Source organism: Limosilactobacillus coleohominis 101-4-CHN, from assembly GCF_000161935.1.
In the GTDB taxonomy this organism is placed as follows: Bacteria; Bacillota; Bacilli; order Lactobacillales; family Lactobacillaceae; genus Limosilactobacillus; species Limosilactobacillus coleohominis_A.
On sequence record NZ_GG698802.1, the window covers coordinates 260,960 to 287,813 of the forward strand.

General features: G+C 40.7%; 26 protein-coding genes and 2 pseudogenes. 9 read left to right on the top strand and 19 right to left on the bottom strand.

The genetic code is table 11. The annotated features are described in order from the left end of the window. Positions 1–129: 129 nt before the first annotated feature. The 5 genes from HMPREF0501_RS01390 to HMPREF0501_RS01405 form a co-directional block, all read right to left on the bottom strand. On the bottom strand, positions 130–984 hold the full coding sequence (locus HMPREF0501_RS01390; RefSeq protein ID WP_006916004.1) for a DNA/RNA non-specific endonuclease: 855 nt from the start codon (positions 982–984) through the stop codon (positions 130–132). A gap of 120 nt (positions 985–1,104) precedes the next feature. Further along, on the bottom strand, positions 1,105–2,508 hold the full coding sequence (locus HMPREF0501_RS01395; RefSeq protein WP_006916005.1) for an amino acid permease: 1,404 nt from the start codon (positions 2,506–2,508) through the stop codon (positions 1,105–1,107). A 221-nt stretch (positions 2,509–2,729) separates the two neighbouring features. Beyond that, positions 2,730–2,900 (bottom strand): LPXTG cell wall anchor domain-containing protein, encoded by a 171-nt coding sequence (locus tag HMPREF0501_RS09345; RefSeq protein WP_006916006.1) that lies wholly within the window; start codon positions 2,898–2,900, stop codon positions 2,730–2,732. A gap of 2 nt (positions 2,901–2,902) precedes the next feature. After that, positions 2,903–3,541 carry a hypothetical protein gene (locus tag HMPREF0501_RS09000; protein WP_006916007.1) on the bottom strand — a complete coding sequence of 213 codons (639 nt, stop codon included), beginning with the start codon at positions 3,539–3,541 and terminating at the stop codon, positions 2,903–2,905. Continuing rightward, positions 3,448–3,753, bottom strand: coding sequence for a hypothetical protein (locus HMPREF0501_RS01405; protein ID WP_006916008.1), 306 nt, complete (start codon positions 3,751–3,753; stop codon positions 3,448–3,450). Before HMPREF0501_RS01405 ends, HMPREF0501_RS09000 begins: the two co-directional genes overlap by 94 nt. A gap of 114 nt (positions 3,754–3,867) precedes the next feature. Here HMPREF0501_RS01405 and HMPREF0501_RS01410 point away from each other — a divergent pair, with 114 nt between their 5' ends. Next, the gene (locus HMPREF0501_RS01410; RefSeq protein ID WP_006916009.1) at positions 3,868–4,971 is read left to right on the top strand and encodes an acyltransferase family protein; all 1,104 of its coding nucleotides are present in this window, start codon (positions 3,868–3,870) and stop codon (positions 4,969–4,971) included. Positions 4,972–5,003: 32 nt separating this feature from the next. On the opposite strand, the gene HMPREF0501_RS01415 is transcribed toward HMPREF0501_RS01410, so the two are convergent. Beyond that, positions 5,004–6,776, bottom strand: coding sequence for a 1-deoxy-D-xylulose-5-phosphate synthase (locus tag HMPREF0501_RS01415; protein WP_006916010.1), 1,773 nt, complete (start codon positions 6,774–6,776; stop codon positions 5,004–5,006). Between the two features lie 179 nt (positions 6,777–6,955). On the opposite strand from HMPREF0501_RS01415, the pseudogene HMPREF0501_RS01420 reads away from it, so the two are divergent. Further along, positions 6,956–8,202 (top strand): annotated as a pseudogene (locus HMPREF0501_RS01420) (DUF2075 domain-containing protein). After that, on the top strand, positions 8,199–8,909 hold the full coding sequence (locus HMPREF0501_RS01425; RefSeq protein WP_006916012.1) for a TVP38/TMEM64 family protein: 711 nt from the start codon (positions 8,199–8,201) through the stop codon (positions 8,907–8,909). Before HMPREF0501_RS01420 ends, HMPREF0501_RS01425 begins: the two are co-directional and overlap by 4 nt. Positions 8,910–8,960: 51 nt before the next feature. Here the strand turns inward: HMPREF0501_RS01425 and HMPREF0501_RS01430 are convergent, their stop codons facing one another. Then, positions 8,961–9,515 carry an NAD(P)H-dependent oxidoreductase gene (locus tag HMPREF0501_RS01430; protein ID WP_006916013.1) on the bottom strand — a complete coding sequence of 185 codons (555 nt, stop codon included), beginning with the start codon at positions 9,513–9,515 and terminating at the stop codon, positions 8,961–8,963. Positions 9,516–9,660: 145 nt separating this feature from the next. Here HMPREF0501_RS01430 and HMPREF0501_RS01435 point away from each other — a divergent pair, with 145 nt between their 5' ends. Both HMPREF0501_RS01435 and HMPREF0501_RS01440 read left to right on the top strand, forming a co-directional pair. Then, positions 9,661–11,181, top strand: a complete 1,521-nt coding sequence (locus HMPREF0501_RS01435) for a LytTR family transcriptional regulator (RefSeq protein WP_006916014.1) — start codon at positions 9,661–9,663, stop codon at positions 11,179–11,181. Beyond that, positions 11,181–11,630, top strand: coding sequence for a hypothetical protein (locus tag HMPREF0501_RS01440; RefSeq protein ID WP_006916015.1), 450 nt, complete (start codon positions 11,181–11,183; stop codon positions 11,628–11,630). Before HMPREF0501_RS01435 ends, HMPREF0501_RS01440 begins: the two co-directional genes overlap by 1 nt. Before the next feature lie 52 nt (positions 11,631–11,682). Here the strand turns inward: HMPREF0501_RS01440 and yjeM are convergent, their stop codons facing one another. Continuing rightward, positions 11,683–13,197 carry a glutamate/gamma-aminobutyrate family transporter YjeM gene (gene yjeM, locus HMPREF0501_RS01445; protein ID WP_006916016.1) on the bottom strand — a complete coding sequence of 505 codons (1,515 nt, stop codon included), beginning with the start codon at positions 13,195–13,197 and terminating at the stop codon, positions 11,683–11,685. Between the two features lie 277 nt (positions 13,198–13,474). On the opposite strand from yjeM, the gene HMPREF0501_RS01450 reads away from it, so the two are divergent. The 3 genes from HMPREF0501_RS01450 to HMPREF0501_RS01460 all read left to right on the top strand — a co-directional run bounded on the left by HMPREF0501_RS01450 (position 13,475) and on the right by HMPREF0501_RS01460 (position 16,276). Then, positions 13,475–13,882: a VOC family protein gene (locus HMPREF0501_RS01450; RefSeq protein ID WP_006916017.1), complete on the top strand. Its 408-nt coding sequence runs from the start codon at positions 13,475–13,477 to the stop codon at positions 13,880–13,882. An 82-nt stretch (positions 13,883–13,964) separates the two neighbouring features. Further along, positions 13,965–14,492, top strand: coding sequence for a GNAT family N-acetyltransferase (locus tag HMPREF0501_RS01455; RefSeq protein WP_006916018.1), 528 nt, complete (start codon positions 13,965–13,967; stop codon positions 14,490–14,492). A 68-nt stretch (positions 14,493–14,560) separates the two neighbouring features. Further along, positions 14,561–16,276: an ABC1 kinase family protein gene (locus HMPREF0501_RS01460; protein ID WP_006916019.1), complete on the top strand. Its 1,716-nt coding sequence runs from the start codon at positions 14,561–14,563 to the stop codon at positions 16,274–16,276. Positions 16,277–16,342: 66 nt separating this feature from the next. On the opposite strand, the gene HMPREF0501_RS01465 is transcribed toward HMPREF0501_RS01460, so the two are convergent. The 3 genes from HMPREF0501_RS01465 to ndk form a co-directional block, all read right to left on the bottom strand. Beyond that, on the bottom strand, positions 16,343–16,768 hold the full coding sequence (locus HMPREF0501_RS01465; RefSeq protein ID WP_006916020.1) for a CopY/TcrY family copper transport repressor: 426 nt from the start codon (positions 16,766–16,768) through the stop codon (positions 16,343–16,345). A gap of 47 nt (positions 16,769–16,815) precedes the next feature. Continuing rightward, a complete protein-coding gene (locus HMPREF0501_RS01470) occupies positions 16,816–17,562 on the bottom strand; it encodes an alpha/beta hydrolase (protein WP_006916021.1) in 747 nt (248 codons plus the stop codon). Positions 17,563–17,912: 350 nt separating this feature from the next. Continuing rightward, positions 17,913–18,350: a nucleoside-diphosphate kinase gene (gene ndk, locus HMPREF0501_RS01475; protein ID WP_006916022.1), complete on the bottom strand. Its 438-nt coding sequence runs from the start codon at positions 18,348–18,350 to the stop codon at positions 17,913–17,915. Positions 18,351–18,782: 432 nt separating this feature from the next. On the opposite strand from ndk, the pseudogene HMPREF0501_RS01485 reads away from it, so the two are divergent. Continuing rightward, a pseudogene (locus HMPREF0501_RS01485) lies at positions 18,783–19,772 on the top strand (zinc-binding dehydrogenase). Here the strand turns inward: HMPREF0501_RS01485 and HMPREF0501_RS01490 are convergent. From HMPREF0501_RS01490 to glyA, 8 genes are all read right to left on the bottom strand, one after another. Beyond that, on the bottom strand, positions 19,762–19,950 hold the full coding sequence (locus HMPREF0501_RS01490; RefSeq protein ID WP_006916024.1) for a hypothetical protein: 189 nt from the start codon (positions 19,948–19,950) through the stop codon (positions 19,762–19,764). The pseudogene HMPREF0501_RS01485 and the gene HMPREF0501_RS01490 sit on opposite strands and share 11 nt — an antisense overlap. After that, on the bottom strand, positions 19,950–20,270 hold the full coding sequence (locus HMPREF0501_RS01495) for a hypothetical protein (protein WP_040455566.1): 321 nt from the start codon (positions 20,268–20,270) through the stop codon (positions 19,950–19,952). The genes HMPREF0501_RS01490 and HMPREF0501_RS01495 overlap by 1 nt, the downstream gene beginning before the upstream one ends. Next, the gene (locus HMPREF0501_RS01500) at positions 20,251–21,549 is read right to left on the bottom strand and encodes a Y-family DNA polymerase (RefSeq protein WP_006916026.1); all 1,299 of its coding nucleotides are present in this window, start codon (positions 21,547–21,549) and stop codon (positions 20,251–20,253) included. Before HMPREF0501_RS01500 ends, HMPREF0501_RS01495 begins: the two co-directional genes overlap by 20 nt. A 111-nt stretch (positions 21,550–21,660) precedes the next feature. Beyond that, on the bottom strand, positions 21,661–22,668 hold the full coding sequence (locus HMPREF0501_RS01505) for a 2-hydroxyacid dehydrogenase (RefSeq protein ID WP_006916027.1): 1,008 nt from the start codon (positions 22,666–22,668) through the stop codon (positions 21,661–21,663). Positions 22,669–22,699: 31 nt separating this feature from the next. Continuing rightward, the gene (locus HMPREF0501_RS01510; protein ID WP_006916028.1) at positions 22,700–23,773 is read right to left on the bottom strand and encodes an AEC family transporter; all 1,074 of its coding nucleotides are present in this window, start codon (positions 23,771–23,773) and stop codon (positions 22,700–22,702) included. Between the two features lie 285 nt (positions 23,774–24,058). Beyond that, positions 24,059–24,826, bottom strand: a complete 768-nt coding sequence (locus HMPREF0501_RS01515) for a sulfite exporter TauE/SafE family protein (RefSeq protein ID WP_006916029.1) — start codon at positions 24,824–24,826, stop codon at positions 24,059–24,061. Between the two features lie 14 nt (positions 24,827–24,840). After that, entirely contained in the window at positions 24,841–25,470 is a 630-nt protein-coding gene (locus tag HMPREF0501_RS01520; protein WP_006916030.1) for a GntR family transcriptional regulator, read from the bottom strand. A 20-nt stretch (positions 25,471–25,490) separates the two neighbouring features. Next, entirely contained in the window at positions 25,491–26,723 is a 1,233-nt protein-coding gene (gene glyA, locus HMPREF0501_RS01525) for a serine hydroxymethyltransferase (protein ID WP_006916031.1), read from the bottom strand. Positions 26,724–26,854 lie beyond the last annotated feature (131 nt).

The window sequence follows — 26,854 nt, forward strand, 5'->3', positions numbered from 1 at the left end:
TTTACGTCATAGTCTCCCACTTCTCTGGATCATAGCCTCCAAGTTTACAAGTCGTTTTATTAAGTTAATTGTACATTAACTTAATAAACAACAATTATAAAAGAAGCTTTTAGAGTTATGTAACTATTATTATCTTTTGGCTACTGCACCGGTTGCATAATCAATACTAATATTATTCTGCACATTTGGGATAAAGACGTTAAAACTCAATGAGCCATCCTTAGATAGGGCTTCGATATGAGCACCGGCTGGTACTACACAGTTACCATCGTAAATATTAGTAACCCGATAGCGAACTTGTTTGTTTTGGTCCAAGGCTTTTCGGACTAGCCCTTCGTAGTAATTTTGCCCAGTCGAATTACTGGATCGGGCTTCATTAGCCCACGCAGTTTGGGTCGCGATATTTTGCGGATTTGATTCCGAAGCGTCAAATCCCTTAATGCCACCCAAAAGTGCGTATCCTAATAAATGCCCTCGATCATATGCATGCCGCGGACCATTAGTTAAATTAGTTGCTTGAAGGAAGCCAGCTGGACGCCAATTTGTTGCGCCATTTCCCGTTTGCTCACGATTTTGATATTGCCGCGTACTATGGTTTAGCCACGCATCACCGCGCCACGCGCGCCCTTTAGCATCCACATGATTAACCGCATATGGCACACTAGAAATTTGGGCGTTCAATTGGGGATGGTTATTATTGACGATATAGGCACCATGACCATTCCATCTCAAATTAGCTGGTAACTGCTTCCGCACCGCACTCGTTAAGACAACCTTGGCTTCGTCCTCAGTAGGCGCTGGTAGTTGCTGACCATGTGAAGTATTTTGCGATGAAAACTGACTAAATTGATTAAAGATTTTAGCAATACTATTTGTAGATGCTTCACTAGACTGACCACTATTTTTTTGAAAGCCAGTTGCTATAGCAAAGAGCACTGAAAAAACTGCTAGCCAACGCCATAACTTTTTAAATTTTCTTTTCACTTTTCATGAATCCTTCCTGCTGATGTTATTATTACTATTTTACACTAAGCAGCTTAAAATGAACACCAGTTCGTCCGTGATTATTAAAAAACGTGGCTAGATAACCACGTTTTTCTAGACTTATATTCGTTTATTAATCTCAACGTCCTCCTTACCACGCTTAGCTCGGTAAAAATAAATTACTGTCATGATGACCAGGAAGACAATCCCTGCTGATACAGAAACTCGCGTATCAGGGTTAATAAACATGAACAGAACAATCAAGGCTAGCATGATGAGTGAGAAGTAATTGTAAGCTGGATAGAGCGGCATTTTGAACGGATGATCGTTCAGTCGTTCTGGGTGAGCCTTTCGGAAATTCAATTCGGATAACAAGATTACAAACCACGGAACCATTCCAGGGAGCACACTTGAACTATAAACAATCACGAACAGATCTTTGGATGCGGAACTAATGGAGGTTAGAACAAAGTTGACGACAAAGCCCAGAAAGATCCAAAACGAGATGGTAACAATTGCAACGTTAGGGACCACCCGTTTGGACAGTCGACCGAAGAAAGCGGGAACTTCTTTATCGATAGCCAGTTTAAATAACATCCGACTTGCAGAATAGATCCCTGAATTAGCTCCAGATAGCGCTGCCGTTAGGACCACGAAGTTAATAATTCCGGCGGCACCGGTAATCCCAACTTTGGTAAAAGTTTCTACGAATGGTGAACCAACTGCCTTTAGTTGATCCCAAGGATAGATGGAAACAATTACAAAAATCGCACCAATATAGAAGATTAAGATCCGCCAAATTACGGACTTAACCGATTTGACAATTGCATGCCGCGGAGAAGCTGATTCACCAGCTGTAATTCCTAATAACTCAATTCCTTGATAAGAACCGGCTATCACAGCCATTGAAAAGACAAAACCTTTTAATCCATTCGGAAAGAACCCACCATGGCGCCACAAATTATCAATTCCAACTGGCTGCCAATGATTACCCAGACCAATGACGATCACTAATAACCCAATGATAATCATGGCAATAATCGTGACTACTTTAATCATCGCAAACCAGAACTCTAGTCGACCATATGCTTTAGCTGAGACCAGATTGGCTAACGTGAGAATAATAATCATGATAATTCCGGATAACCAATCTGGTAGATTGGGCCACCAATAATTCAGATACTGGGTCATTGCGATGATATCGGAAATCCCCACGATAATAAACTGGAAAACATTACTCCATTTAACTAAATATCCGGTTAACGGATGGATGTAGGTCGTTCCATAATCAGCAAAAGAACCCGTTCCGGGACTGATATAAATCATTTCGCCCAGTGCCCGCATTACTCCATACAAAATCACTCCAACAAAAGCGTAGGCTAACAAGACGGATGGGCCCGCCCACTTAATTGTTGACGTTGCCCCCATAAATAACCCAGAACCGATCGTACCACCGATGGCGATCATTTCCATTTGTCCAGGAGTCATGGATCGTTTTAATTGGGGTTGTTTTTCTTCTTGCATTAAAAATCCCTCATTCTTAAAAAAGGATCCTCCACTGCCGTTGATTACTGGCTGGAAGATCCCTTTATTTTGATCATTCTTAAATCCCCCAACTTAAATCAGCTGATTAGTTGAGGTGGCGGTTGATTGATTTACATTTGAATATAACATGTCTTCAACCTCCCAAAAAGATTACCTAATTAGGATATCATTAGAAAAATGAGAATGCAAGTAACAATTTTCTAACGTTTGTGTTGAGTATGGAACAGTCCCGATATTGACAATAGTGCCACTCCAATGGCCACTAACAGTTGCCCACCACGATTACCGGTTTGTGGTAAAGCCTCATTTGTAGATTGGAGTTTCTTATGGTTTAGGTGACTTTTTAGCGGACGGTTATATTCCTTCAACATTGCTAAATCACCGGCTTCATTTCCGAAGTAATTGAGTGATTAGGAAGTTTAGGAACTTGATGGCGGATTACCAGTTGCGTTGATTTCACTTGTAGCGTTTGCTCTGATAGAGTTAACGGCTCTTTTACTAATACTGGAGGGTTGGACACGGGTAACGTCAACGGTTCTTCTGCTTGTGTTTTCTTCTTTGAAGGAGTTGATATCTCTTTCTCTGGAACCGCAGTCTTAGGTTTAGTCTCCGTTACTGGTTTAGATGATATGACCTTAGGCTGTACCAATACTTCCTTATGTTCACCATATTTACCCACCAGTAATTGATCCTTGCTTGCTGGATTGGTGAAGTCCATGCCAGTTGGTGCTTGCAAAGTTACCTGCCGAGTTTTGTTATATGGGACGGTATAGAGATGGCGAATATAAACTTTACCCTGTGCATCTTTGAGATCTACCGTACAATTTGCTGGCGGCTGACGTTGTTGACCGTCCTTCGGAAAATATTCTATATGGTAAACCGTGACTGTAATATTGATTTTTTCTAATTTATCAATGACTAATCCATTCGCATTATTTTGATAACCTGCAATTTGGGGTAATTTAGCTGAACTAGTGCGCAGGTATTCACCATATTTGCCAGACCCCGCCAAGAAACTAGATCCGTTTGCTGTTGATGAACTGTACCATCAGTAGAAGTAATTTCAATTATGCGCTTAGTTTGCGGTAAGGGAACCGTTGCTGCTGTCGTCGTTGGGTGGTCAGTATTTTCGGCAGCTTGAATCGGATTCCCAGAACAAATAATAACTGCCCCACTAATTACACTAATCCATAATGAGTAACCTTGCCATTTTGAATATTTCATAAAACATTCCTCCTATTTTTGGGTCTCATTATTTAAAGACGCAAAAATGACTAACTTTTATCTTTTTTACTAAAAAAGATTTACACTAAGGTTAGTTACTTCATTTTAGAAAGAATGATTCATGTGAATAAGTCTGCTCGTTCTCATCTTCGTGGTGATATTGGTGATTATTTAAAGGTGTTCGCCTGTGTCGCCGTCATCGGACAACCAGTTATTGATCTATTAATCCATGATCAGTCGCCCCACCTGCAAACCAATTTAGGGAGCATCTATAATTTAATTAAGTACACGGCACCGGCTTTTATATTTGGGATTTTATATACTGACATTCGCCAACACAGTGAACTAGGCTACTTTGATGTTCGTGCTTATTATCGCAATATTGGGCTTTCTCTTTTTCTGCCGACGATTATTTGGTCGTTAATCTACCTGTTAATTATGCCGAACCTCCAGCAACGCTTCCGCTGGCATAATATCTTGACCTTTTTCTGGCAATTCATTAATGGCAATGCGGCTCCTCACCTTTGGTACAACACAATGATGCTCCAGTTTGCTTTGCTGGTACCACTTTTCTGGCAACTCCACCTGTGGTTGGGACAGAACGTTTGGAAAGGCTGGGCCGTTTTTATTGGTACCGCCGTTTTGTACCTCGTCTGGCTTGGCATTTACAACAGTTACGTATTCCACCAACCCGGTGAAGCCTACTGGTATCTCACTGACCGTTTATTTATTAGTTTCATTCTCTATGCTATCTATGGTGTTCTAGCATGGAACTATCGGCGGCAATTTAATCACTGGATTTTCCGTTTTTGGCCCATCCTTCTGGTAATTCTCGCCATCACCTTTGTTAAGTATAATCATGAATTACGGCAGTATGGCTGGCCGGTTAATTTAGTCAATGCTTCTTACTATAAGCCATCAACCGCCATTTACAGCTTAATGGTAATTGAATTAGTCGCCACACTCTCCCTGAGTAACCAATTTCATCACCACTTAGCAATCCAGCACTTCTTCCACTACTCCGCTGATCTCGCCTATCTGGCCTACCTCAGTAATGTCTTCTGGGAACAACTGCTTTGGCGAGGGCTTCACTTAGTAAAATTCGCAACTATTCACCCATACTTAGTTTTATTTAGTTTATGGGGAGCAACCATTGTTTTGGCTTTCGGTTCGGCAGCCTTCGTTCAACAAATTATAATCCAAATGAAAAGAGGTTAATCTCACAAACGATTAACCTCCTTTTGATGTTACTAAATTTGATGAACAACCTTTTCAATATCATCAACAATCAGTTCTGGAGTCAAATGGTACCATTCCGCTAAGACGTCGTAAGGAACATTGTCAGAAAATTCACGGGGTGCACCAAAGTTGAGCACCTTCATTTCACTAGCACTATAATAACGATCAATCGTTTCACCAAAACCGCCTGACAGGTTGCCGTCTTCCAACGTTACAACAATATCATGATCTTCTTGCAAATGATGAAGGTCTTGTTGGTCAATATTCGTTACCGTTTTTGGGTTGATCAATGTTGCATCAATGTTAAGTTTCTTCTGTAATTCTTGCCGAACATCTTCACCTAATTGCCAGAAATCACCAACAGCAAAAATGGCTACTTCACTCCCTTGATGAGCAATTTCATAATCAATGATACTATAGTCAGTTTGCGTTGCTGGTCGATGAAGCAACTTCCGTTCAGGTTGACGGATAACGACTGGGGTGTCTGTTTGACTAATGGCCCATTTGAGCATCGAGATCATTTCTTCTACGCTCGTTGGTGCCAAATATTCGATGTTTGGCAATGAACTAATGTATGAAATATCGAACGTCCCTTGGTGGGTCGCTGATTCACTGGAAATGGTCCCACCCCGGACAATCATTACCACCGGAGCATCATTCAAAGCAACATCGTGGATTAATTGGTCATAAGCCCGTTGTAAGAAGGTACTACTTTCAAAGACCACCGGACGGACACCATTTTGGGCCATTGCAACCGCAGACGTAACCGACATCTGTTCAGCAATTCCGACATCAAAATACCGTTCTGGGTAAGCCTTTTCAAAACGCTTCAAGTCAAACATACCTGGGATTCCAGCATTAATAGCTGCAATATTGGTTCCGTCTTTAATTTCACTCAGGAGTTCGTCAATCACAGCTTCACTGTATGATTCCTTTGGTTGTGGAGTGGTGCTTTCACCAGTTTGACCATTGAATGGGCCACGCCAGTGGTAAGCCATTTCATTATCAATAGCGGGTTGATAACCAGCTCCCTTTAACGTATGAACATGTAGAACAATTGGGTGGTCGATATCCTTCACATCTTCAAAGACTTTGATCATGGCGCTTAGATCGTTACCATCGGGAACATAACGATAATCAAGCCCCATAAACTTAAAGATATTGTTAGCGGATTGACCAGCAGTTTCTCGCAATTCTTTAAGTCCTTGGTATAAACCACCCTGGTTATGGTCGTCAATCGACATATTATTATCATTGACCACGATAATCAGGTTGGAGTGGAGCTTAGAAGCATTATTGAGACCCTCAAAAGCTAAACCACCACTTAAAGAACCATCCCCAATAATTGCAACGACATTTTCATGTTTATGCTTTAAATCTCGTGATTCCGCCATCCCAACTGCCAAAGCAATTGATGTTGAGGTGTGACCAACTTGGAAAAAGTCATGGTCACTTTCTTCAGGTGAAGTAAACCCGGATACGTCCTCATAATGATCAGGATCTAAGAAGCCTTGTGCCCGTCCCGTAAACATCTTGTGTGGATAGGACTGGTGTGACACATCCCAAATCACCTTATCGTGTGGTGAATCAAAAACATAGTGATAGGCAAGAGTAGTCTCCACAATTCCTAAGTTTGGTCCCACGTGACCCCCAATTTTTTCATCACGTTCGAGAATTAACTGACGCATTTCGTCTGCTAACTCGTGCAATTGATCCAGTGACATCCCTTTGATGTCTGCAGGCTCTTCGACTTCATTTAAAAGATAATCTGGATGAAGATTCATGTACCCCACTCCTTAACTTAATCCATCTCTAAAGTATTCTTAATTTATTCTACAACATGTTTTGCCGATGTGAAACCAAATGGTGAGGAAAGATTACCATCTAACTGCCATCATTAATTGACGAGGACAGATTTTCTCGTTAGCATTAACCTAATTAATCTTAGAAAAGAGTAAATACTGTGAAGAATGAAGCAACGGAGAAGCTTTCTCCACTCAAGCCATTAACAAGTAAGCAAAGTGCGCTAATTCAGCAAATTATGAACTTTACAACTGAGCACCTCGAAGCTCAAATACCCCAGCGATTTTTACAATCTACGGTGATGCCGGTACTGGCAAAAGTGTGGTTCTTTCGCACCTTTTTAATGAACTTCAAATTGCTGCGCGAACAGATTCAACTAGTCCACTTTACCAAACACGCAATAAGTTTTTAGTTAATCATCCCGAAATTCTAAAAGTTTATCGTGAAATTGCTGGTGGACAGCCCCATCTGCTCAAAAAAGACTTCATGCGTCCGACATCCTTTATTAACCAGCTAGATAAACTGCATCAAGCTATTGATGTCGCCGTGATTGACGAAGCCCATCTCTTACTATCGAAACCTGATCATTACAATAACTTTTATTATAATAATCAATTAGCAGAAATCATTAAACGATCACGAATCGTTATTATTGTGTTCGACCGTTACCAGGTATTACGCATGAAAAGTCTCTGGACACCTGAACGATTGCAAAAACTGGTTAACCAGTATCCTCACGATGAGTATCGCCTCAAGCATCAATTTCGAATGACTGCTAGTGATTAATTAGTTCAATGGATGAATAATTTCACTGATGGTCAGATCAAACCATTACCTCTTAATAGTCGCGAGCATTACGATTTCCGGATTTACGATGATGCTGAGGAAATGCGACAGGCCATTGTACGACGAAACAACGAGGTCGGCCTTTCTCGAATTCTTTCGACATCCGGATATCCTTCCACACTCGATGGCGGGAAACATTATATTTGTGAAGGACGCTTTAAGATGCCCTGGGATCAATATAACTTTACTGCCACCCCATGGGCAGAAATTCCAGAAACCATTAATGAAGTTGGCTCAATCTATACCTGTCAAGGCTTTGATCTAAACTATGCTGGAATCATCATTGGACCAATTTTTAGTCAAAAACCATCCAGTAATCAACTTGCGATCCACCTTGATAAGTTTACGGATGTGGAAGCATTTAAAAAGCGGTCAGATTTATCTGATCCTCAAGAGATTCACGCTCTTGAAGAACGGATGTTGTTAAATGCTTTGAACGTGATCATGAAACGAGGGGTTAAAGGAACTTACCTCTATGCGCATGATCTCCGCTTGCGGCAAACCCTCGTTCAGTTGTATCATCAAATGATAAGACAAAACCAAAGGAACGAATTGAAATGAAAGCAAATCAGGAACATCACCGTCCCCGCTACGTAAGCAAAACACTGCTGATTAGTATTGCGATCATCTTTATCGTATTAGCATTAGTCGGCATCTATCATGATTTCAAGCCAGAATTGAACCTCATTTTACACTACAACCACCATAATCAAACCAAACTGTTGCATTTAATTCGCGCTCACTCATACCGCGACATGGGAATGCTTGTCGTTATCATTGCCATGATGAATGCAATTCCCGGTTTATCAAATTCAGTGGTCTGTATTTTTACCGGGGTCTGCTATGGCCCCATTGTTGGACTATTAATTAATTGGATTGGCAATGTTACTGGTAACTGCTTAGTGGCGGGTCTAATTACCCACATTCACTTTTCTGATAAGTTTAAGCACAGTCGTTCGCTTAAACACTTAACAGACACCAAACATCCGCTCATCGCATTAACCATGGGTTACATGATCCCGGTAATCCCCAGTGCGCTCGTTAACTATGCAGTGGTCCAAATGAAAGTTTCTCGACAACGTTTCTTAGCAATGGTGATTATCGGAATGCTTCCCACTTCTTATCTGTATGCATTTGGAGGCGACGCCATCATCAAGGGTGATTTGAAACGAATTATTGCGGCATTACTGATTATCGTTGTTGGGCTTGCAATCTACAAATTGATCGAATACCGTCGAGAGCGGCAAGAAAATATCACTAAAAATTAGGACTCGATTGCTCGGTAAAGCCGAACTCTCGGGTCCTTTTTTCATAAATCACTATTTTTCACTATCTCCGTATCGTTCGGCAAGTTGCAATTTCGGTTGTTGAAGATATTCAACATACGCTTGTGCCCGCTGTGCTAATTCAGCATCAGACATGTTGGAAGCATTATAACTGATAAACGGCGTCATGAACTTAGTTTTAATTAAAATACTGGTTGCTTGGTATGGTCGTAGCAAGCTTGGCATTGTGTAATGAACCCGGCCATCCTTGGCATACGCATCCTTATCAGCCCCTGGAGTAACCGCAAGCAACCATTCGTGGTCGAGAAGCGCTTTGCCACCATTGTATGCCCAGTTACCAGTGAATACATCATCTTCATATTGCTTAACCAATGCTGGACTGGAGTACCAATAAACAGGAAACTGGAACACAATTCGATCAGTGTTTTCCAGAATTTGGCGTTCCTTAGGAACATCAATTTTAAGGTCTGGATATAAAGCATACATATCACGAACTTCAAAGCCGGCCTTTTTGGCAGCTTCTGCTAGTGCTTTGTTGACCCGCGATTGATCCATGTGAGGGTGAAATAATAAAATTGTCGTTTTCATAATGAACGCTCCTTTTCTTACTATTCGTTAGTTAATTTTGAACCTTTTTAAATTAAATTTCAACTCATTCCCACCTCAAACATTTGTTCTTTTGTACGTGATTCGGTATAATACTAGTACCTAATATAACGAAAGGATTAATATCATGGATGCGCGAACCTTTTTAGCAATCGATCTAAAATCATTCTATGCTTCCGCTGAGTGTGCCGCTTTAAATTTAAATCCGCTCAATACTAACCTAGTGGTTGCGGATGCTTCTCGTTCCGATAAGACCATCTGTCTGGCTGTTTCGCCTGCTTTAAAAAAATTTGGCGTTCCAGGACGGCCGCGTTTGTTTGAAGTTCGCCAACGAATTCACGAAATTAATCGGGAACGTGCTAAGCATGCAACTTATCACCATCTGTCCGATCACTCATCCATCTACCGTGGTAAGTTATTAAAGTCGCCAAACCTTCGGGTGGCCTTCAAAATTGCCAAGCCACGGATGGAATACTATATGCAGGTTTCGGCCAAAATTTATGAAATTTATTTACGATATATCAAACCGCAAAACATTCACGTTTATTCGATTGACGAAGTTTTTATGGATGTGACCGACTACATCCATGAGCATCAAGTTTCTGCCCATGATTTAGCAAAAACGATCATCCAGCAAATTCAAGCAGAAACAAAAATTACGGCGACTGCAGGTATTGGTACCAATCTATACTTAGCGAAAATTGAGATGGATATTGTGGCCAAACGAATCCCCGGTGATCAAGATGGCGTGCGAATCGCCCAAATGAATGAAAAGCAATACCGACGTTATCTCTGGGCCCACACCCCACTTACGGATTTTTGGCGTTTAGGCAAGGGATATGCTAAGCGCTTAGAAAAACTTGGCTTACATACGATGGGAGATATTGCTCGTTGCTCTTTAGGAAAGCTCTCTGATCCAATGAATGAAGAAGTTCTTTACCGTGAATTTGGCAAAAATGCGGAACTATTAATTGATCACGCCTGGGGCTTTGAATCAGCAACCATTGCTGATATTAAGTCGTACACTTCAGACGAACATGGTATTTATTCTGGGCAAGTCTTGATGCGTCCTTATAAGCCTAAGGAAACTCGGATTATCGTTAGTGGAATGGCGGATGATTTAGCATTAACATTGGTTAAACGCGGCATGATGACCGATTCGGTTGAAATCGTCATCCAGTACGACGTGCAAAGTTTAACATATGCTAATAATTATAGTGGCGCGATTAGTGAGGATTTCTATGGACGTAAGACCCCCAAACCGGATCATGCTAAATATCAATTACGATCGTTAACGGACTCCGCACAAGAACTCCGCGAAATATACGGAGAATTATTTAAGCGGACGGTCAATCCACACTTATTGATTCGCAAACTCACGTTGATTGCCCATAACCTTACTTCAGTAGCTGTTGCAGAGCAAGAAGCACGGTATGAACAAACCGACCTTTTCTCAAATGTCGACCAGGCGGTGAAGGAGGATCGAGTTGCCAAGGTTAAACGCCATCAAGACCATAAATTACAAAAACTTATTGTTAAATTACAACAAGATACCGGGAATAAAAATATCATCATGCATGGTTCCGATCTTTTGCCGGAATCTACGGCGCGCGAACGGAATAATCAAATTGGAGGGCATCATATCTAATGGATCACGAAAAAGATATTATCGAACACCACTTATTTTCGGATACATCACGTTATCAAGACATTATGGATCTCCCACGTCATCAGTCAAAAGCTCACTTACCGATGAGCCAGCATGATCGAGCAGGCCAATTTGCCCCCTTCTCCGCATTAACTGGCTATCATCATTTGATTGATCAAACTGCACAACATTACAAAAATAAACAGTATCAAACCAGACAACAAGCACTTGAAATCCGCCAGTCGCTCAACAAACTCAGTAAGCAATCTCCAGTTGAAGTCAATTATTTCAATGCTGAATCGGGGTTTTATGAAACTATTAAAACCCATTTGATGCAAATTAACTGGTTGGCTGGGACAGCAACGTTTATTGATCATCAAAATCCCCAGCAACAGTATCAAATCCCCCTGGCAAACATCAGAGCAGTACGTAATTTACCACAATCCTAAAAACGAAAAAGCCTGACCACTACGGCCAGGCTTTTTGTGAAGCAATTTTATTTTAGCCTTTGTTAATTTCGTTTGTGTTAGCAACATGGTGCTTCTTTGCTTGATGGTTGTAGAAGAATAAAGCAACCAGACCAAAGAAGACCGGACCAAAGATTGTCCAGAATGCTGTTTGGTAATCGCCAGTCAAGATTGGGTTCAGACAAGTGAAGATAATCCCGAAGGCAACAACACAGAACACAAAGATTGAAATCGCATTAGCTAAAGCTTGTGACTTAAAGAAGACGAATGGACGATCAATTCCTTGACGCTTCTTAAAGAATGGGAAGGCCCCTACGATGAACAAGTATGGTGCAGATGATGCAACGTTGGCCATGTTCGTCAAAATTTGATAGAACTTTTGGGCACCAGAACCACCAAATGAAATTGCGAAAATCAAGATGGCAATCACCCAGAATTGAATCCACATTGCAAATGATGGCATTCCATGCTTGTTAAGCTTAGTCATCCGTTCTGGCCATAAGCGCTTGTCAGAACCAAGAACTAAGGCCTTCAGTGGTGAATAAACCATAACGAAGAATGAACCAACGTATGCGCAGAACATTCCTAAACCGGCAAACCGGGTCAAAACATTACCAATAATCAATGCGGTCCCATGAGAAAGGCCTAAGGCATCTCCCATTACAACCCCGGCATTGTTCATCATAACGTAAGTAATGTTCCCTAAGGTAACGTCTTTACCACTCAGCACTTGTTGCCAGTTGGTGCAGACACCCCAGAAGAAGATCATAAATGAGTACAATACCGTGATTACAATCATGGAAATAACCATCCCTTTAGGGAACGTCTTCGCTGGGTCCTTCATAGAGTCAGTCAAAGTCCCCATTGATTCAATCCCACCATAAGCAAAGATGGCATAAACAACGAATGAAAGTAGTGCAATTGGGGATTGGAAGTTAGGGTTTGGTGAAATGAAGAAACTCTTCACACCATGAATTGGTTCCAGAACCATGCCCTTTTGTGCAATCCAAATTACAATGGCAATTACAACAAATAGTGCAGACATGATTGAAACCATGGTCCCACCAAGAGAACCAATCTTTTGAATCTTATCAACCCCGTGGGATGCAGTAAAAGTACATACTACCATCCACAGAATTGCTAAGATACCGACGAATTGGGTGGCGGTTAAGCCAAAGAATGCCCAAGTTGTCGTCTTATCGGAACCAAAGATTAGTGATGACATCGGAATCCAAATCTTTGATGATGTGGAAACCATCCAGATTAGCCAGTTGGCTAACCAAATAAAGGTTCCAACGAAGGCAAACCGTTCACTAACTGAGAATTCCAGCCAGGAGAAAATTCCCCCTTCGGCATTCGGCATTGCTGAACCATATTCGGCAATCATTAAAGCTGCTGGCAGGAAGAAGAAGATCGCTGCAACAACGTACCAGAAAATGGAAGCATAACCCATTTGGTAAAAGGCAACTGGTGAGTTGGCAAACCCGAACACGGTCGTAAAGACCATCAGGACCAAACTGGCCAGGCCAATTTGTTTTTTGTTTGACATTATTTTTCGCTCCTCTATATAAAAATAAAATGTCTATAAATGCTTCAATAACATTATACGACTGATTTAGATAAGTGTCGTCAGTTATTCGGAAAAAAACGTATCAATGCCTTGATATTGTCTTATTTTTTGACATTTTAATGCTGAAAGCGATTACTTATTTAATAAAACAAAGTATTATTTGCTTTTTAATTAGAAATTTACCTTTTCAAATCTTCACAATCAATTATTTTTATTTTACAATTGTGAATGAGTTTATAAACGAGGTGTTAAAAATATGAAAATGCGCAGAATTGATCATATTGTGTTAACAGTAAGTAACCTTGAGGCTTCTCGCCGTTTCTATCATGAGGTTTTCGATATGCCTGTTATTGAAGACCAGACTGAAAATAATGAGCATGAACATGTGGTTACCTTACGTTGTGGTCACCAGTTGATCCGTTTACAACCAACTGACCGCCCAAAGGAACAGTTACAGGCCGCCCACCCGACTCCAGGGTCAGTTGATCTTTGCTTGGTTTCTGGAGATGATCCTGAAGATGTTTTACATCACCTCAAGTCTTATTATGTTGATGTGATTGCGGAACCACAGCCTAATCAGGGGGCGGAGGGCGACATGACTTCCCTTTATCTCCGCGATCCCGATCAAAACTTAATTGAAATTTGTTTTTACAAAAATAAATAATCTACTTGATTGATGGTGTAATTTAAACAAAAAGGTCGCTATAATTTAACTAAGTTAATTTATTTAACAGGAGGAATGAGACATGGGAGAACCAATTTACATGCGTAAAGCCACTCTCGATGACTTGGACGCAGTTTATGAAATTATTGAAAATGCTCGGCAATTACTAAAGGAAGATGGAAGTGACCAATGGCAAAAGGGTTACCCTTCCAAGCTGAGTATGCAACAGGACATTGAAGCTGACTCCTGTTACCTATTGATGTATGGACATACAATTGTCGGTACTGGAACTTTGATGCTCCAAGGTGATACTCATTATGCCTACATCGTTGATGGTAAGTGGAACCATGCTGGTCACCCATTTGGTACAATCAACCGAATTGCCATTTCAAGTGGCTACCGTGGTAAGCACTTTGCTCGCTATATCATGTCAACTTTAATTTCAATCGCCTACGGTCATGGTGTTCGTGATCTGCGGATTTCAACTCATGAAAAGAATGCCCGGGTTCACAACCTTGTGTTAGACTTTGGATTCGTTCAACGCGGAAAGGTTTACACTGGGCCATCTGATGATGACTTACGGGTCGCTTACGAATTAAACCTTGAATAAAACCACTGGTGAACCTTAATCGTACTGCCATAATTGGTGGTGCGATTTTTTCATAAGGAGAAGACTAAATGGCAACACAAATATCACAGGCTGAACGATTACGGGAAATCATGGGAATCCTTCGTCGTCATTCTTTTATCAGTAATTTTTATCATCAGACTAATCCAGATGAAGTTTTAGCAACCTTTCAAGAATTAGGTCCAACCTTCATTAAACTAGGTCAGATGCTCTCAACCAGGCCTGACCTCGTTTCTCCGGACTACATCAGGGCTTTGCGCACTCACCAAGATAAGGTTCCAGCTGATGATTATGAGACGGTTGCCCAGATTTTTCTTAATGAAACGGGCCAAACGATCGATCAAGCATTTAAAACTTTTGAACATCATCCCTTCGCATCCGCTTCTGTCGGGCAATGTCACTATGCAAGTTTAGAAGACGGCACCAAAGTAGTTGTTAAGATTCAGCATCCCGCGGTTAGTCAGTTAATTAAGGTGGACCTTGCACTCTTTAAAAAGGCTATCCGCCTTCTCAAATATGTTCCCGGTGACCTCAGTGTAGTTGATTTTGATGCCGTAATGGACCAACTGGCTGCATCGCTGTTAAGTGAGGTTAACACCCTGCATGAAGCAGAAAATGGTGAAAAGTTTTATCGGCTTAATAATGGTGAAGGCATTATTGAAGTTCCCCGGGTTTATCTGAAAGAGTGTCATCCAAAAATTTTAGTAAATGAAGCCATGCCTGGGAAAAGCATTAAGACTTTAATGAGCAAACCACTTCCTGATGATCCCGTAGCTGCTGAACAATTAACTGCAACGCGGAAAAATGTTGCGCAGGTGCTGGTTAAAAACTTTATTAAACAAGTTTTTGAGGATCACTTTTTTCATGCCGATCCTCACCCCGGTAATATCCTTTTCCACACTGTTACCAAACAGCAAAGTAATCCCAGCCATGAATATGAAAAATCGTTTGGTAATACAACAATTCAATTTAGTACTAATCAAGTATTACCGCCCTACCGATTGGTTTACCTAGACTTTGGAATGATGGGAACCCTATCTAATACAATGGCAGATGGCATTGCAGAAATTATTGTCGCCCTCACCACAAAGGATAACTACCGGATTAGTAAAGCGGTTCTTAACGTCTGCAATCGTACCGGTGAAGTGGACGAATCAAAATTCATTCGTGAATTTGGCGTGTTTATTCACCCATACTTGAATGCCCAACTAGCAACGATTGATATTCCTAAGTTTCTTTATTCAATTACCCAACTTTGTCGTGATAACCACTTGCAACTACGACCAGAAGTTACCCTTCTTTTCAAGGCGTTTGGAACCTTAGAAGGGACCATTGCCAAACTTGATCCTGATCTCTCAATGATGCAAGTTGCACAACCATTTGCTTGGAACTATTTCAAGGAACACTTTAATGTTAAGGAAGCGTTGATTGACCACGCCGGCACAATGTACCACGGATTTGAAGCGGCTTCGCAATTGCCACAAAAAATGACCCGCACCCTTGACCAAATCGCTAGTGGTGAAGCACGAGTGAATTTGCATTACCTCGGTCAAAAGAAAGTATTCGACCGCTTGGATCAGTTAATGAATCGATTGTTAATTGTTATTATGTTAGCTTCGCTCGTTTTATCATCGTCGATCCTCGTAGTTGGCAGTCGTGATCGTTTCATTTATAAATTAGGCGTCGGTGGATGGCTATTAGCAGTGGTTGTAGCAGTTATATTAGTCATTTCAGCACTCCATAAGCGATGGAAAAATCGGCATTAATATTAATGAAATACCCCCATGGTTTTATTGTCATTAACCATGGGGGTATTGTATATTTAATGGAATTTAGTCACAACGTTCGCCGGGAACACAATTACAATCAACCATTTCGGGCGCTGTTTGTGCCTTTTGCTTCAATAAGGTTTGCAATTTTTGGATATCAGATTGGCTAAGTTGATGTTCTTTAATCACATGCACTAACGTTGATCCGACATGCATCTCACAAAGACTGGAAAACAATTCATCAGCAGCGGTGTTCATCGTTTCCTGTTCTGCCACCAACGGTTCATAGATAAAATGGCGACCCTGTTGCGTAGTTTTCAAAACATTTTTCTGCACTAATCGTCGTAAGAGTGTCTTAATGGTTGCGGGTTTCCAATCAACCTTTCGCTGTAAAATGTCGATTACTTGAGTACTGGTAACCCTGCCCAATGTCCACGCGATTCGCATAACTTGCCATTCAGCTGGACTAATTTCTAAACTTTTACTCATATGTTCACCTCATTGCAAAGTTTACGTGTGTAAATTATAAAAGTCAATCATTCCTTTATAAAATTAGTCACTAACCGTTTAATCTCTGGTAAACGTTGCCCTTCCAGCATATGATCTTCATCAGGCAATAAGTGTAACTGACTCTGCGGTAAAATTACGTTATATTTACGTGCGGCTTCGGGGGAGACAACTTGATCAGCCAGGCCATGAATCAATAATGCTGGTTTTGTGAAATGTTGGGCTGTCTCATAAATTGGTAATAATTGAGCGGTTCTAAAGTATTGCCCACCAACCGCTTGACCGTGAACGTTAATTTCCAATGGAATATGGTTGGGATCATAATGAGTTCCCTGACATTCGCCCTTTAAGGCATCATCCTTCAGAGTAGCTGCTGGTGCCAAAAGTACTAATTTGTTAACGATATCACGATAGTAACCTGCTAACATTGATGCGACAACTCCGCCTTGTGAATGACCAATCAGATAAATTTGTTTAGCCCCCATTTGAGAACGTGCAAAATCAATAATTTGCATTCCATCTAAGATTTCGCTCAAAACTGTCATTTCAACAAATTGTCCCTGACTTTCCCCACAACCAGCAAAGTCAAAGCGGAGGGTTGGTATTCCGGCAGCGTTTAGCGTTGCTGACAAATCGTATAGTAATTGTCCTTGCTGATAGCCGCGGTTTCCTTGAAACCCATGGAAAAGAATTGCCACTTGCTGATTTTTTAGATAGTCGGTTCCCTCTAGAACTCCCCGTAAGGTTAAGCCATCGCGTTGAACTGCTACTTCCATAATCAAAATCCCCTTCGTTTCTTAAGCTTAAATTCCTTCATTAATGACTATTTTAACGCAAGATAATTGACAGCTAGACTTAATTTAGTTTCTTCTCATTAAATTCTCACAAAAAAATTGGAGTTTTTTTAGTTTTTGACTTTATTTTAAATGTGTATGGTTGTATTATATCTATCGTGGTAAAGATATAAAGCCACCTGGCAAGGCTCTTCCCCGATCCTTGTTAGTAGAATAATATTAGCCGCTGAATATCAATATTCAGTTTTAATAATTGATACTATTTTTACAATTAGCCACGTGAAACTAGTAATCAATTTATAAAAGGTTGGGCCATATTGGACCAACCTTTTTTATTTTGGCAAATTTAGTTCTGGAAACCAAATTTGAATTTCTCGTTGAGCATTAGCTACGCTGTCAGAAGTATGAACTACGTTGCGCATCACGCCGTCCGGCCACTCACGGCCAAAGTCAGCACGGATTGTCCCAACGGTTGCATCTCCAGGATTAGTTGCGCCTGCCATTTTACGAATTTCTTTCACAACATTAGTGCCAGCAACCACGATTCCGGCAATTGGTCCTTCCTGCATATAATGAATTAATTCTGGAAAGAAACTTTGGTCAACTTTATCAGAATAATGACGTCGTAACTGATCCTCAGATGCTTTAATCATTTCCAGCGCAGCAATCTGGTAGTTTTTCCGTTCAATTCGGGTAATAATTTCGCCAAGATGGTGACTTTGAATTCCATCTGGTTTGATTAGTACTAATGTATATTCTGTTTTAAACATAATTAATCCCTCTTCTGCTAAAACTATTTTTAGATTAGCATAATCAGTTATCTTTGCAACTACGCTAATCTTCACATTATCTTAATTCATAAAGCTTTCTTTAAGTTTGTAATCACTTTGTAATAATGATGGAAACATTTGGTAAAATTATTTTGTAATTTGAATTTATTCCTAGTTTGGAGGGATTCATCATGAAAAATGAAGCAATTCAAATTCTTAAGGGAACACTCATCATTGGAATCTCAACTGGTTTAGGATACATGATTGGTGATACTCTACAAAAATCAAAAATTAAATGTAATTAAAGCGTTGTATTGAAAGCGTTACCATGTTAATATAATTAACAGATGACATACTACTTTCATAAAAGGGGCTTGGTGGACTGTTCTATCCGCTATCAAGGTCCTTTTTATTTTATTGTAAGGAGAAAAAATGAAAGCATTAGTTGTTCCAGATAGTAATTGTCATAGTATTAAAGATTTACAAATTATGGATGTACCTATGCCAACCGTTACGGACAATCAAGTCTTAGTTAAAGTCCATGCTGTCGGTTTGAATCCCGTAGACTATAAAATTGTGGACAGCGGAATTGATAGTTGGACATACCCTCACCCGCTCGGCTTGGATGTTGCAGGAGAAATTGTCGCAGTTGGTAGTCAAGTTAATGACTGGCAGGTTGGCAATCGAGTTTCAGGACACGGTAACCTTTTTAAAGCAGGTTGTTTTGCAGAATACGTGAGTGTTCCAGAATATTAACTGGCGAAGTTGCCAGAAAACGTTAGTTATGAGCAAGCGGCAGCCCTCCTCTGTGGGGCCTTAACCGCTTATACAGCCATTAACCGAAAACCTAATCTTACTAACGTAAAAACCGTTTTAGTGCATGGTGGTGCCGGGAGCGTTGGGAGTTTAGCGATTCAGTTCGCCCAATTACACGGCTTACAGGTTTTAACTACGGTTTCGACAAAGAAAATTCCGTTTGTCCGTCAGCTTAACCCTGACGCAATTATTGATTACCAATCCGAAAATGTTGATCAAAAAATTACTGATTTTACCGACGGCCGGGGAGTTGATTTAATTATTGATACAGTTGGCAAAATAGAGGCCGAACGTGATCTACACCGGCTAGCATACAACGGCACATTAGTAACGATTGTAGACGTTCCAGAAATTGATGCAGATCTAATGTTTGATCATGCCTTAACTTTAGCAACGGTTAACCTAGGTGGTGCGCATGGTTCAGATAACCCTCTTCAACAAGCTGATCTGAGCCATATGAACTCTGAAGTATTAGCACTTCTTAGTGATGGTAAAATTAATCCTCTGATTGAGTGCGTCCTTCCATTTAATAAAATCAAACATGGGCTGCAATTAATTAAGGATCACCAAGTTACTGGAAAATTGGTGGCAAAGGTTACTGACTAATTGACTTTTGTTGTTCGCGTCTCCCATAGTCAAATTGTTCGTCATGAAAATCACGAATTGCTTTCCGATGTTCGGAGAGGATAAATCCGCCCCACTTCATCTTGCCTCGATCGTGGTAGTAATATTTAAAAAAATTTTCCGCTACTTGGAATGCTTTTTGATCATTGTAATAGCGCATTATTGATTAACCTCCTGACTTAATCTCCGTTGCTCTTTACGACTAAAATGATAATAAACAAATGTAAAGTGGTATTTAGTCCGAATTTCATTCAAAATAATGATTAACTCGTCGAAGGAACAGTCACTTACCTGGCCAAGGGGAATTGACCTCGTAAAATGGTGTGGGCGACGAATATTAAAAAAGAAAGTATAGCCGGTTTTGGGTGCATAGTAATTAACGATGATCCAGTAACGAACCTGCACAATATTGTTTTTAAAATGTCGATCGAGCTGACCAATAATTTTTTGGCCGGCTTTTTTAGTCCAAACTTTGTCCACCACTGTGACCACCTACCAATTTACTTCTTGCAATAAAAGTTGCCCCCTTCTCCAGGCTTGACGCCCGCATAATTGATGTTTTTCCAAACCGATGACGTAATTCATCCATCGTATCTTCTAACTGAAGGCGCTCCGTCACGTGAGAATGAAAAAGATCTAATTGTTCACCCATGCGGCTAGATAGTCTGGTACAAGCAACCCCTAAATGACGAACGGCAGTATGACCATCCCAATATTTCTCGAATAACCAGATTACCTGCTCATTAATCTGATTAGTTTCGGCTGTCGATACTGGTAATTTTAATGAATGGGCAAAACCAGTCTGGCCATTTTCATCAACCACATTCATTGAATAGCTCACAAATAAGTGAATACCCTGACACTGTTTATTTTGTGCTCGTAATCTTGCCGCCACTTGCGCCCCAATTTCTTTTAAAACAACTTCAATTTCTGCTCGTTGGTGATAATCACGGGGTAATACTTGAGAATTACCGATACTCTGATGACGAGTTTTTACCTGCTGCATCATTTGAGTTCGGTCGATTCCCCACGCCGTAGCATACAACTGTGTTCCCATGATACCGAGCTGCGCCTTTAAATAAAACGGATCAGCGTGGGCTAAATCATCAACTGTATAAATATTTAAACGATTTAACCGGGCTGCAGTACGATGATTAATCCCCCAAATATCCGTTAAATTGGGGATGCGCCAAATTTTACTAGGAACCGTCTGGTTAGTAATTACCCCGATGAACTCCCGATTATGCTTGGCATAGCAATCTAAAGCGATTTTGGCTTGGAGTGGATTATTGCCTAGACCAACCGTCAAAACTAATTGTTCTCGTGCTAACACTTCCTGTTGAATTTGGCGAATAACCGCTAAAATATTATTGCCAAAAAGCCGCCAGGAGTGAGTTAGGTCTAGTAATGATTCATCAATTGAATATGGCATTAAATCCTCATCGGCAACATACTCATTAAAAATTCGATTTACTGCAGCATTTTTCTCAATATATAAATTCATGCGTGGTGGCACCACGATTAAATCTGGATCATCTGGCAAATCACGGCGGCGATTTACATTGGTAATGTGGTAGCGCTGCTTAGCCATTGGGGATGAAGCAAGAACTAATCCACTGCCGGTATTAGCCGCTTCAGACATCACGACTAAGGGCGTAGTTAGTGGGTCGAGCCCGCGTTCGGTACATTCTACGGTGGCGTAAAAGGACTTATTGTCAATAAAAGCAAATACTCCCGCCGGTTCTTCTTGTGTAATCATTTCCTCACCTCGCGAACGTTTGTTCAAATAGAATTATATTATATTAAACACGTGTTCGTAAAGATAAAAATAAAAAAGCAACCCATTTTTTGATGAGTTGCTTTTTTTGGATTAGCCTTCATATTCTAAAACATTCTTGTTGGTTCCGGTTGTGAAGGTTTCGTGGAAGTTTTCAAAACTAATTGAGATCATATCTTCCAGAGCCGGTTCAGTAAATGAACCCATGTGTGGTGTTAAGAGCACCTTTGGGTAAAGTTTGACTAGATCACGAACGTCTGCATTTGGAATGTCATCTACAGAATCAAATTGATGGCCCATAATGTCCTTTTCATCTACAGTAACATCACCAGCATAGCCAGCAATTTCACCATTCTTAACCGCTTCTACAATAGCTTTAGTATCAGCGATTTCACCCCGCGCAGTATTTACTAAGATGGCTGACTTCTTCATCTTCTTTAAAAAATCTACATCAATGAAGTTTTCGTTTTCACCAGGGAAATATGGAATATGAACGGAAACAATATCACTTTTTGCCAGAACATCATCCAATGGTTCAAATTCCACGTATTCTGCTGCTTGCTTAGAAGGATGGGAGTCCGAAGCCAGAACCTTTGTCCCCATTCCAGAATACAACCGTGCTTCGGCTGTCCCAATCTTACCAGCACCGATAATTCCCACCGTTGATGAATGGATTTCTTTGCTGAACAGATTTGGCGTTACTTTGAAGTTTCCAGCAGCACTGTCAGTAGTTGCAATACTAGTATGGCGGAACAATTGCATTCCCAAGGTCATTGCTAATTCAGCAACCGCATATGGTGAGTAATTAGGTACCCGAGCAATTTGAATCCCTAATTCCTTAGCGGCCTTTAAATCGATGTGGTTATAACCCACGGAACGCGTAAAGACGTACTTAATTCCGTAATCTTCAGCAAAGATTTTCAGGTTCTTAGCTGAGGCAGCACAGTTCCCCCGGATTAAAATTGCATCCATGCCTTTGGCTTCATCGACGTTGTCATCAGTTAGAAACTCAGTCACTAACTTTAAGTCAAAGTCATACTTGTTTAATTTTTCAAAGTATGGTTCTTCAATTGGTCGAACCCCATAACAAACAATTTTCATGATGATGCTTCCCTTCTTAAATACTTAAATCTTAGTGGAAAATACCTGCTGATTGGAGAATTCCTAACAAGGCAATCCAGATTGGCATCATAACAACTGCCGAGACGGTTGATAGCAACGATGCATTAGAAGTCAAGACCGCTTCACGATCGTAGCTAATCGCATATGCTGCTGCCACCGTTGCCGTTGGCGTTGCCATCATAATAACAACTGTTGCAATGGCAACATAGTTTAATGGCAAGATGTGAACTGCGTTTAAGATCAACAAGATTACCAAGTTTAGTAATGGAACAATGATAACCTTGTTGAATGAGTAGTACCAAGAAAGCTTGTTAGTAACTGCTTCTTTAATAGAAATTGAACCTAAAGTACAACCAATAGCTAACCATGCCAATGGTGAAGCAAGTGATGATAAGTAGTTTAGTGGACGCCAAAGCCAAACCGCAGTTTGATCAATCCGGTAGAAAGCCACTTGAGTCATTCCACCAGCGGCAACCCCATTCTTCATCAATGGAACCGTAATTGTTGGCATCAGTGGTTGAATCAACCAAAGAATGAACCCAAGTAAGGTAGCAATCACGATTGGGTTTAAAAACATCTTCTTGATGTTGTCTTTTTCCATCTTTAATCCGGACATCTTAATGTAAGCGTAGGAGTAAAGGAAGATCCGGTAACCGATGTTAAAAATGGAACTGTAAAGAACCCCTTCTGCACCATAAATGGCCCCAACAATCGGAATCCCAAAGAAAGTGGTGGAACCGAACGTCGTTAAGATTCCCATTACTTCTTTCCGATCACGCTTTTGACCAGAGTAAAGCAGTGGTGAAATGAAAATTAAGAGAATGTAAATTACAAATCCCCAAATCAAAACTCCAATTCCTTGATGCATAGACTTTTCATTAATTGGTTGCATAAAGGAATTAAAGGATAGTGCCGCAATGGCAACTGATAATACAACCTTGGTTAACACCTTACCGAAGTTTGGACCAAAGACGCCCCGCTTCCGTAAAAAGAACCCAAGTAAAATAATAAAAATGGTTGAAGTAATTGCGCTAACGATCGCTTGGCTAGTGAACGTCTTAACAATTGCACTGCCGATATTCATAATCTGTCCCCCTGAGATTAGATAATGATTTTAAATTAACTATGAATGCAAATATGGTGTAACAATAACCTTTCTCACAATAAATACAGTTTGTCGACAACTTGTATACAAGCAATATACTAACAAACTTCTTTTATAATTCAACCCTTTTTCACAATTTTTGTGGTAACTTTCACAAAGTTTAGCGTCATCAATTGATTTAATGCGATAATTCCTTAAAATTTCACTAAATTAAAAACGACCCTTCGCCGATATTTACCAGCAAAACGTCGTTCGTTATTATAATTAAAAATAAGCTTGTTTAAAGTAAATCAATGCTTGGGTAACCGCCAGAATTGCAATAATCCACCGCATCAGCTTTGCAGAGACATGGCGAACAACAATTGGTCCTAGGTAGCCACCAATGAACATCCCTATCGCCATGGGGATAGCATCCCACCATAAAATGTGCGAGGTAAACGCATAAATGAGCAATGCCGCGAGGTTGGTAAATGCCCCCACCGCATTTTTCAGTGCATTCACCACGATAAACTTTTCTTCAGTCAAATATGTTAACAGTACTAAAACAACAATTCCGCTGGCTGCACCAAAGTATCCAGCGTAAATCCCAACTAACACCAGACAAATAGTATAGAAAACCTGCTCCCAGACAGTATGTTGACGTTGCGGATTAGGATGATGTTTACCTGATACTAATACCAAACTTCCGGCAATCAGAATAAAGAATGGTACAACTTTTTCAAAGATTGAACTCGGAAACGCCAGTAGTAACCAACAACCGATGGCAGAACCAATCACCGTAAAAAATGCATAGTATAAAACTTGTCGCCAATAACCATGTAACTCGCGCAACGAACCTAAAATGGATCCCAGGCTTCCCCAGATCAAGGCCCCGTCATTTGTAACGTTGGCTAATACTGGTGGCACCCCTACACTAAGCAACAACGGATACGATGCCAGAGAAGCAAATGAAGCTGCTGAGGCTAAAATTCCGGCAACGACCCCACCAGCGATTAAATAAAAAATGGTTCCAAACGATGGAATTGCAAACATACTAAATCTCTTTTCTAGTCATTTAAATAATTCAAATAAGAACGGACTGAATCATATACCCGTTGCAAATGATAGGCCAGCGCTTTTTCAGCTTCATCCAGATTACGCTGACGAAGCCATTTGATAATTTCCTTGTGTTCCTCTAATGAACGACTCATCCGATTAGGATTATAGGAACTAACGTGGCGCGTCCGTGCCGTTTGTGCCTTTAAAATACTGAGAAACTGCGCTAACCGAGGATGCCCAGCAATATGGGTAATTAACTCGTGAAAATCAGTATCAACTTGTAAGTATTCATCCCAGTCTTCTTTAGCAGCAGCCCGCTCAAAGGCCTCTTCCAACTCATTTAACTTAACAATTGGAATCAGATTAATGGTCTTTTTTAACGCAAAAGTTTCTAATAAGCTCCGTAATTCATATACCTCTTGCACTGCATCTACAGTTAGTGGAGCAACCACATTTTCACGACCGCGCATTTCTATTAAGCCATCCGCTTCGAGTTGCTTTAGTGCCTCCCGAACTGGTGTCCGACTCATATTCAACTTATCTGTAATTTGATTTTCGGAAATTACTTCATTGGGCCGGAATTGGTTATGAACAATCTCACCCCGGATATACTCGTACGCTTCTTCTTTTCTCGTCATGACTAACTCTCTCTTAGATTTTAGTTAATTGGATACTTTGCCGTCAGCTCTTGAACTCCATCCCGAACTACCTGCTTGGTTTTTTCATCCGGTTCATTCAACATTTGGACAATTAAATCGGCTACTTTTCGGACATCGGCTTCCTTAAAGCCCCGACTAGTAACTGCAGGCGTACCAATTCGCAATCCACTCGTTACAAATGGACTTCGTTGATCATTTGGAATTGCTTCTTTGTTAGTAGTGATATTAACACTATCCAGTAATGCTTGGGCATCCTTACCCGTTAAACCAGTGTCGGTAATGTCAAGGACCAGCAAATGGTTCTCAGTACCACCAGAAACTACCCGAACATTGGCGGACTTATTAAATTCATCCGCCATTGCCGCCGCATTTTTAACCACTTGGGCAATGTAATCATGAAATTCTGGTTGTAAATCTTCATAAAAGGCCTGCGCCTTACCAGCAATCACGTGTTCCAGCGGTCCACCTTGAATTCCTGGGAAAAGCGCTGAATTAATCTTTTGGCCGATTTCTGGTGATTTACTCAAAATCATTCCACCACGCGGGCCCCGTAAAGTCTTGTGGGTTGTAGTAGTGACTACATCCGCTACTGGAACTGGATTCGGGTGCATCCCCGTTGCTACCAATCCGGCAATGTGCGCCATATCAACCATTAAATAAGCACCGACTTCATCCGCAATTTGCCGGAACTTCTGCCAATCAATAATTTTACTGTAGGCAGATGCCCCTGCCACGATTAACTGCGGTTGAATATTTACCGCCAGCTCCCGAATTGCATCATAATCCAGCTCTTCCGTTTCTGGATTTAGCCCATAGCCATACGATTGATAAATCTTACCGGAAAAGTTAACCTTGGAACCATGGGTTAAATGCCCACCAGCATCCATCCCCATTCCTAAAATCGTATCACCTGGTTGTAATAGGGCTTGGTAAACTGCCATATTGGCTTGGGATCCAGAATGAGGCTGAACATTAGCAAATTCAGCGCCAAATAACTGTTTAGCGTAGTCGATAGCCAATTGTTCGACTTGGTCGATATATTGGCAACCACCATAGTAACGCTTATTTGGATAGCCTTCCGCATACTTATTAGTGAGGACCGAACCTTGGGCAGCGCGAACTGCATCCGAAACAATATTTTCTGAAGCAATCAATTCAATTGTTTCTTGCTGACGTTGTTCTTCGTGATGAATAGCTTCCCATAAAGCCGGCGATTTTTCTGCGTATTGCATGGCAATTCCCCCTTATTAAAACTTCGGTGAATATAAACAGCAAGTTTATTATACTATATCAGTTCCTAAAAAACACTAACGGACGTTGTTCTTATTTGAACAACGTCCGCATTTACTTTGAATTAAAAATA

What these genes read in the sequence shown, in the direction of transcription:
- HMPREF0501_RS01395 (WP_006916005.1), bottom strand. Translation starts at nt 2,508, where the DNA reads ATGCAAGAAGAAAAACAACCCCAATTAAAACGATCCATGACTCCTGGA.
- HMPREF0501_RS09345 (WP_006916006.1), bottom strand. Translation starts at nt 2,900, where the DNA reads ATGTTGAAGGAATATAACCGTCCGCTAAAAAGTCACCTAAACCATAAG.
- HMPREF0501_RS01405 (WP_006916008.1), bottom strand. Translation starts at nt 3,753, where the DNA reads ATGAAATATTCAAAATGGCAAGGTTACTCATTATGGATTAGTGTAATT.
- HMPREF0501_RS01410 (WP_006916009.1), top strand. Translation starts at nt 3,868, where the DNA reads ATGATTCATGTGAATAAGTCTGCTCGTTCTCATCTTCGTGGTGATATT.
- HMPREF0501_RS01415 (WP_006916010.1), bottom strand. Translation starts at nt 6,776, where the DNA reads ATGAATCTTCATCCAGATTATCTTTTAAATGAAGTCGAAGAGCCTGCA.
- HMPREF0501_RS01425 (WP_006916012.1), top strand. Translation starts at nt 8,199, where the DNA reads ATGAAAGCAAATCAGGAACATCACCGTCCCCGCTACGTAAGCAAAACA.
- HMPREF0501_RS01430 (WP_006916013.1), bottom strand. Translation starts at nt 9,515, where the DNA reads ATGAAAACGACAATTTTATTATTTCACCCTCACATGGATCAATCGCGG.
- HMPREF0501_RS01435 (WP_006916014.1), top strand. Translation starts at nt 9,661, where the DNA reads ATGGATGCGCGAACCTTTTTAGCAATCGATCTAAAATCATTCTATGCT.
- HMPREF0501_RS01440 (WP_006916015.1), top strand. Translation starts at nt 11,181, where the DNA reads ATGGATCACGAAAAAGATATTATCGAACACCACTTATTTTCGGATACA.
- yjeM (WP_006916016.1), bottom strand. Translation starts at nt 13,197, where the DNA reads ATGTCAAACAAAAAACAAATTGGCCTGGCCAGTTTGGTCCTGATGGTC.
- HMPREF0501_RS01450 (WP_006916017.1), top strand. Translation starts at nt 13,475, where the DNA reads ATGAAAATGCGCAGAATTGATCATATTGTGTTAACAGTAAGTAACCTT.
- HMPREF0501_RS01455 (WP_006916018.1), top strand. Translation starts at nt 13,965, where the DNA reads ATGGGAGAACCAATTTACATGCGTAAAGCCACTCTCGATGACTTGGAC.
- HMPREF0501_RS01460 (WP_006916019.1), top strand. Translation starts at nt 14,561, where the DNA reads ATGGCAACACAAATATCACAGGCTGAACGATTACGGGAAATCATGGGA.
- HMPREF0501_RS01465 (WP_006916020.1), bottom strand. Translation starts at nt 16,768, where the DNA reads ATGAGTAAAAGTTTAGAAATTAGTCCAGCTGAATGGCAAGTTATGCGA.
- HMPREF0501_RS01470 (WP_006916021.1), bottom strand. Translation starts at nt 17,562, where the DNA reads ATGGAAGTAGCAGTTCAACGCGATGGCTTAACCTTACGGGGAGTTCTA.
- ndk (WP_006916022.1), bottom strand. Translation starts at nt 18,350, where the DNA reads ATGTTTAAAACAGAATATACATTAGTACTAATCAAACCAGATGGAATT.
- HMPREF0501_RS01490 (WP_006916024.1), bottom strand. Translation starts at nt 19,950, where the DNA reads ATGCGCTATTACAATGATCAAAAAGCATTCCAAGTAGCGGAAAATTTT.
- HMPREF0501_RS01500 (WP_006916026.1), bottom strand. Translation starts at nt 21,549, where the DNA reads ATGATTACACAAGAAGAACCGGCGGGAGTATTTGCTTTTATTGACAAT.
- HMPREF0501_RS01505 (WP_006916027.1), bottom strand. Translation starts at nt 22,668, where the DNA reads ATGAAAATTGTTTGTTATGGGGTTCGACCAATTGAAGAACCATACTTT.
- HMPREF0501_RS01510 (WP_006916028.1), bottom strand. Translation starts at nt 23,773, where the DNA reads ATGAATATCGGCAGTGCAATTGTTAAGACGTTCACTAGCCAAGCGATC.
- HMPREF0501_RS01515 (WP_006916029.1), bottom strand. Translation starts at nt 24,826, where the DNA reads ATGTTTGCAATTCCATCGTTTGGAACCATTTTTTATTTAATCGCTGGT.
- HMPREF0501_RS01520 (WP_006916030.1), bottom strand. Translation starts at nt 25,470, where the DNA reads ATGACGAGAAAAGAAGAAGCGTACGAGTATATCCGGGGTGAGATTGTT.
- glyA (WP_006916031.1), bottom strand. Translation starts at nt 26,723, where the DNA reads ATGCAATACGCAGAAAAATCGCCGGCTTTATGGGAAGCTATTCATCAC.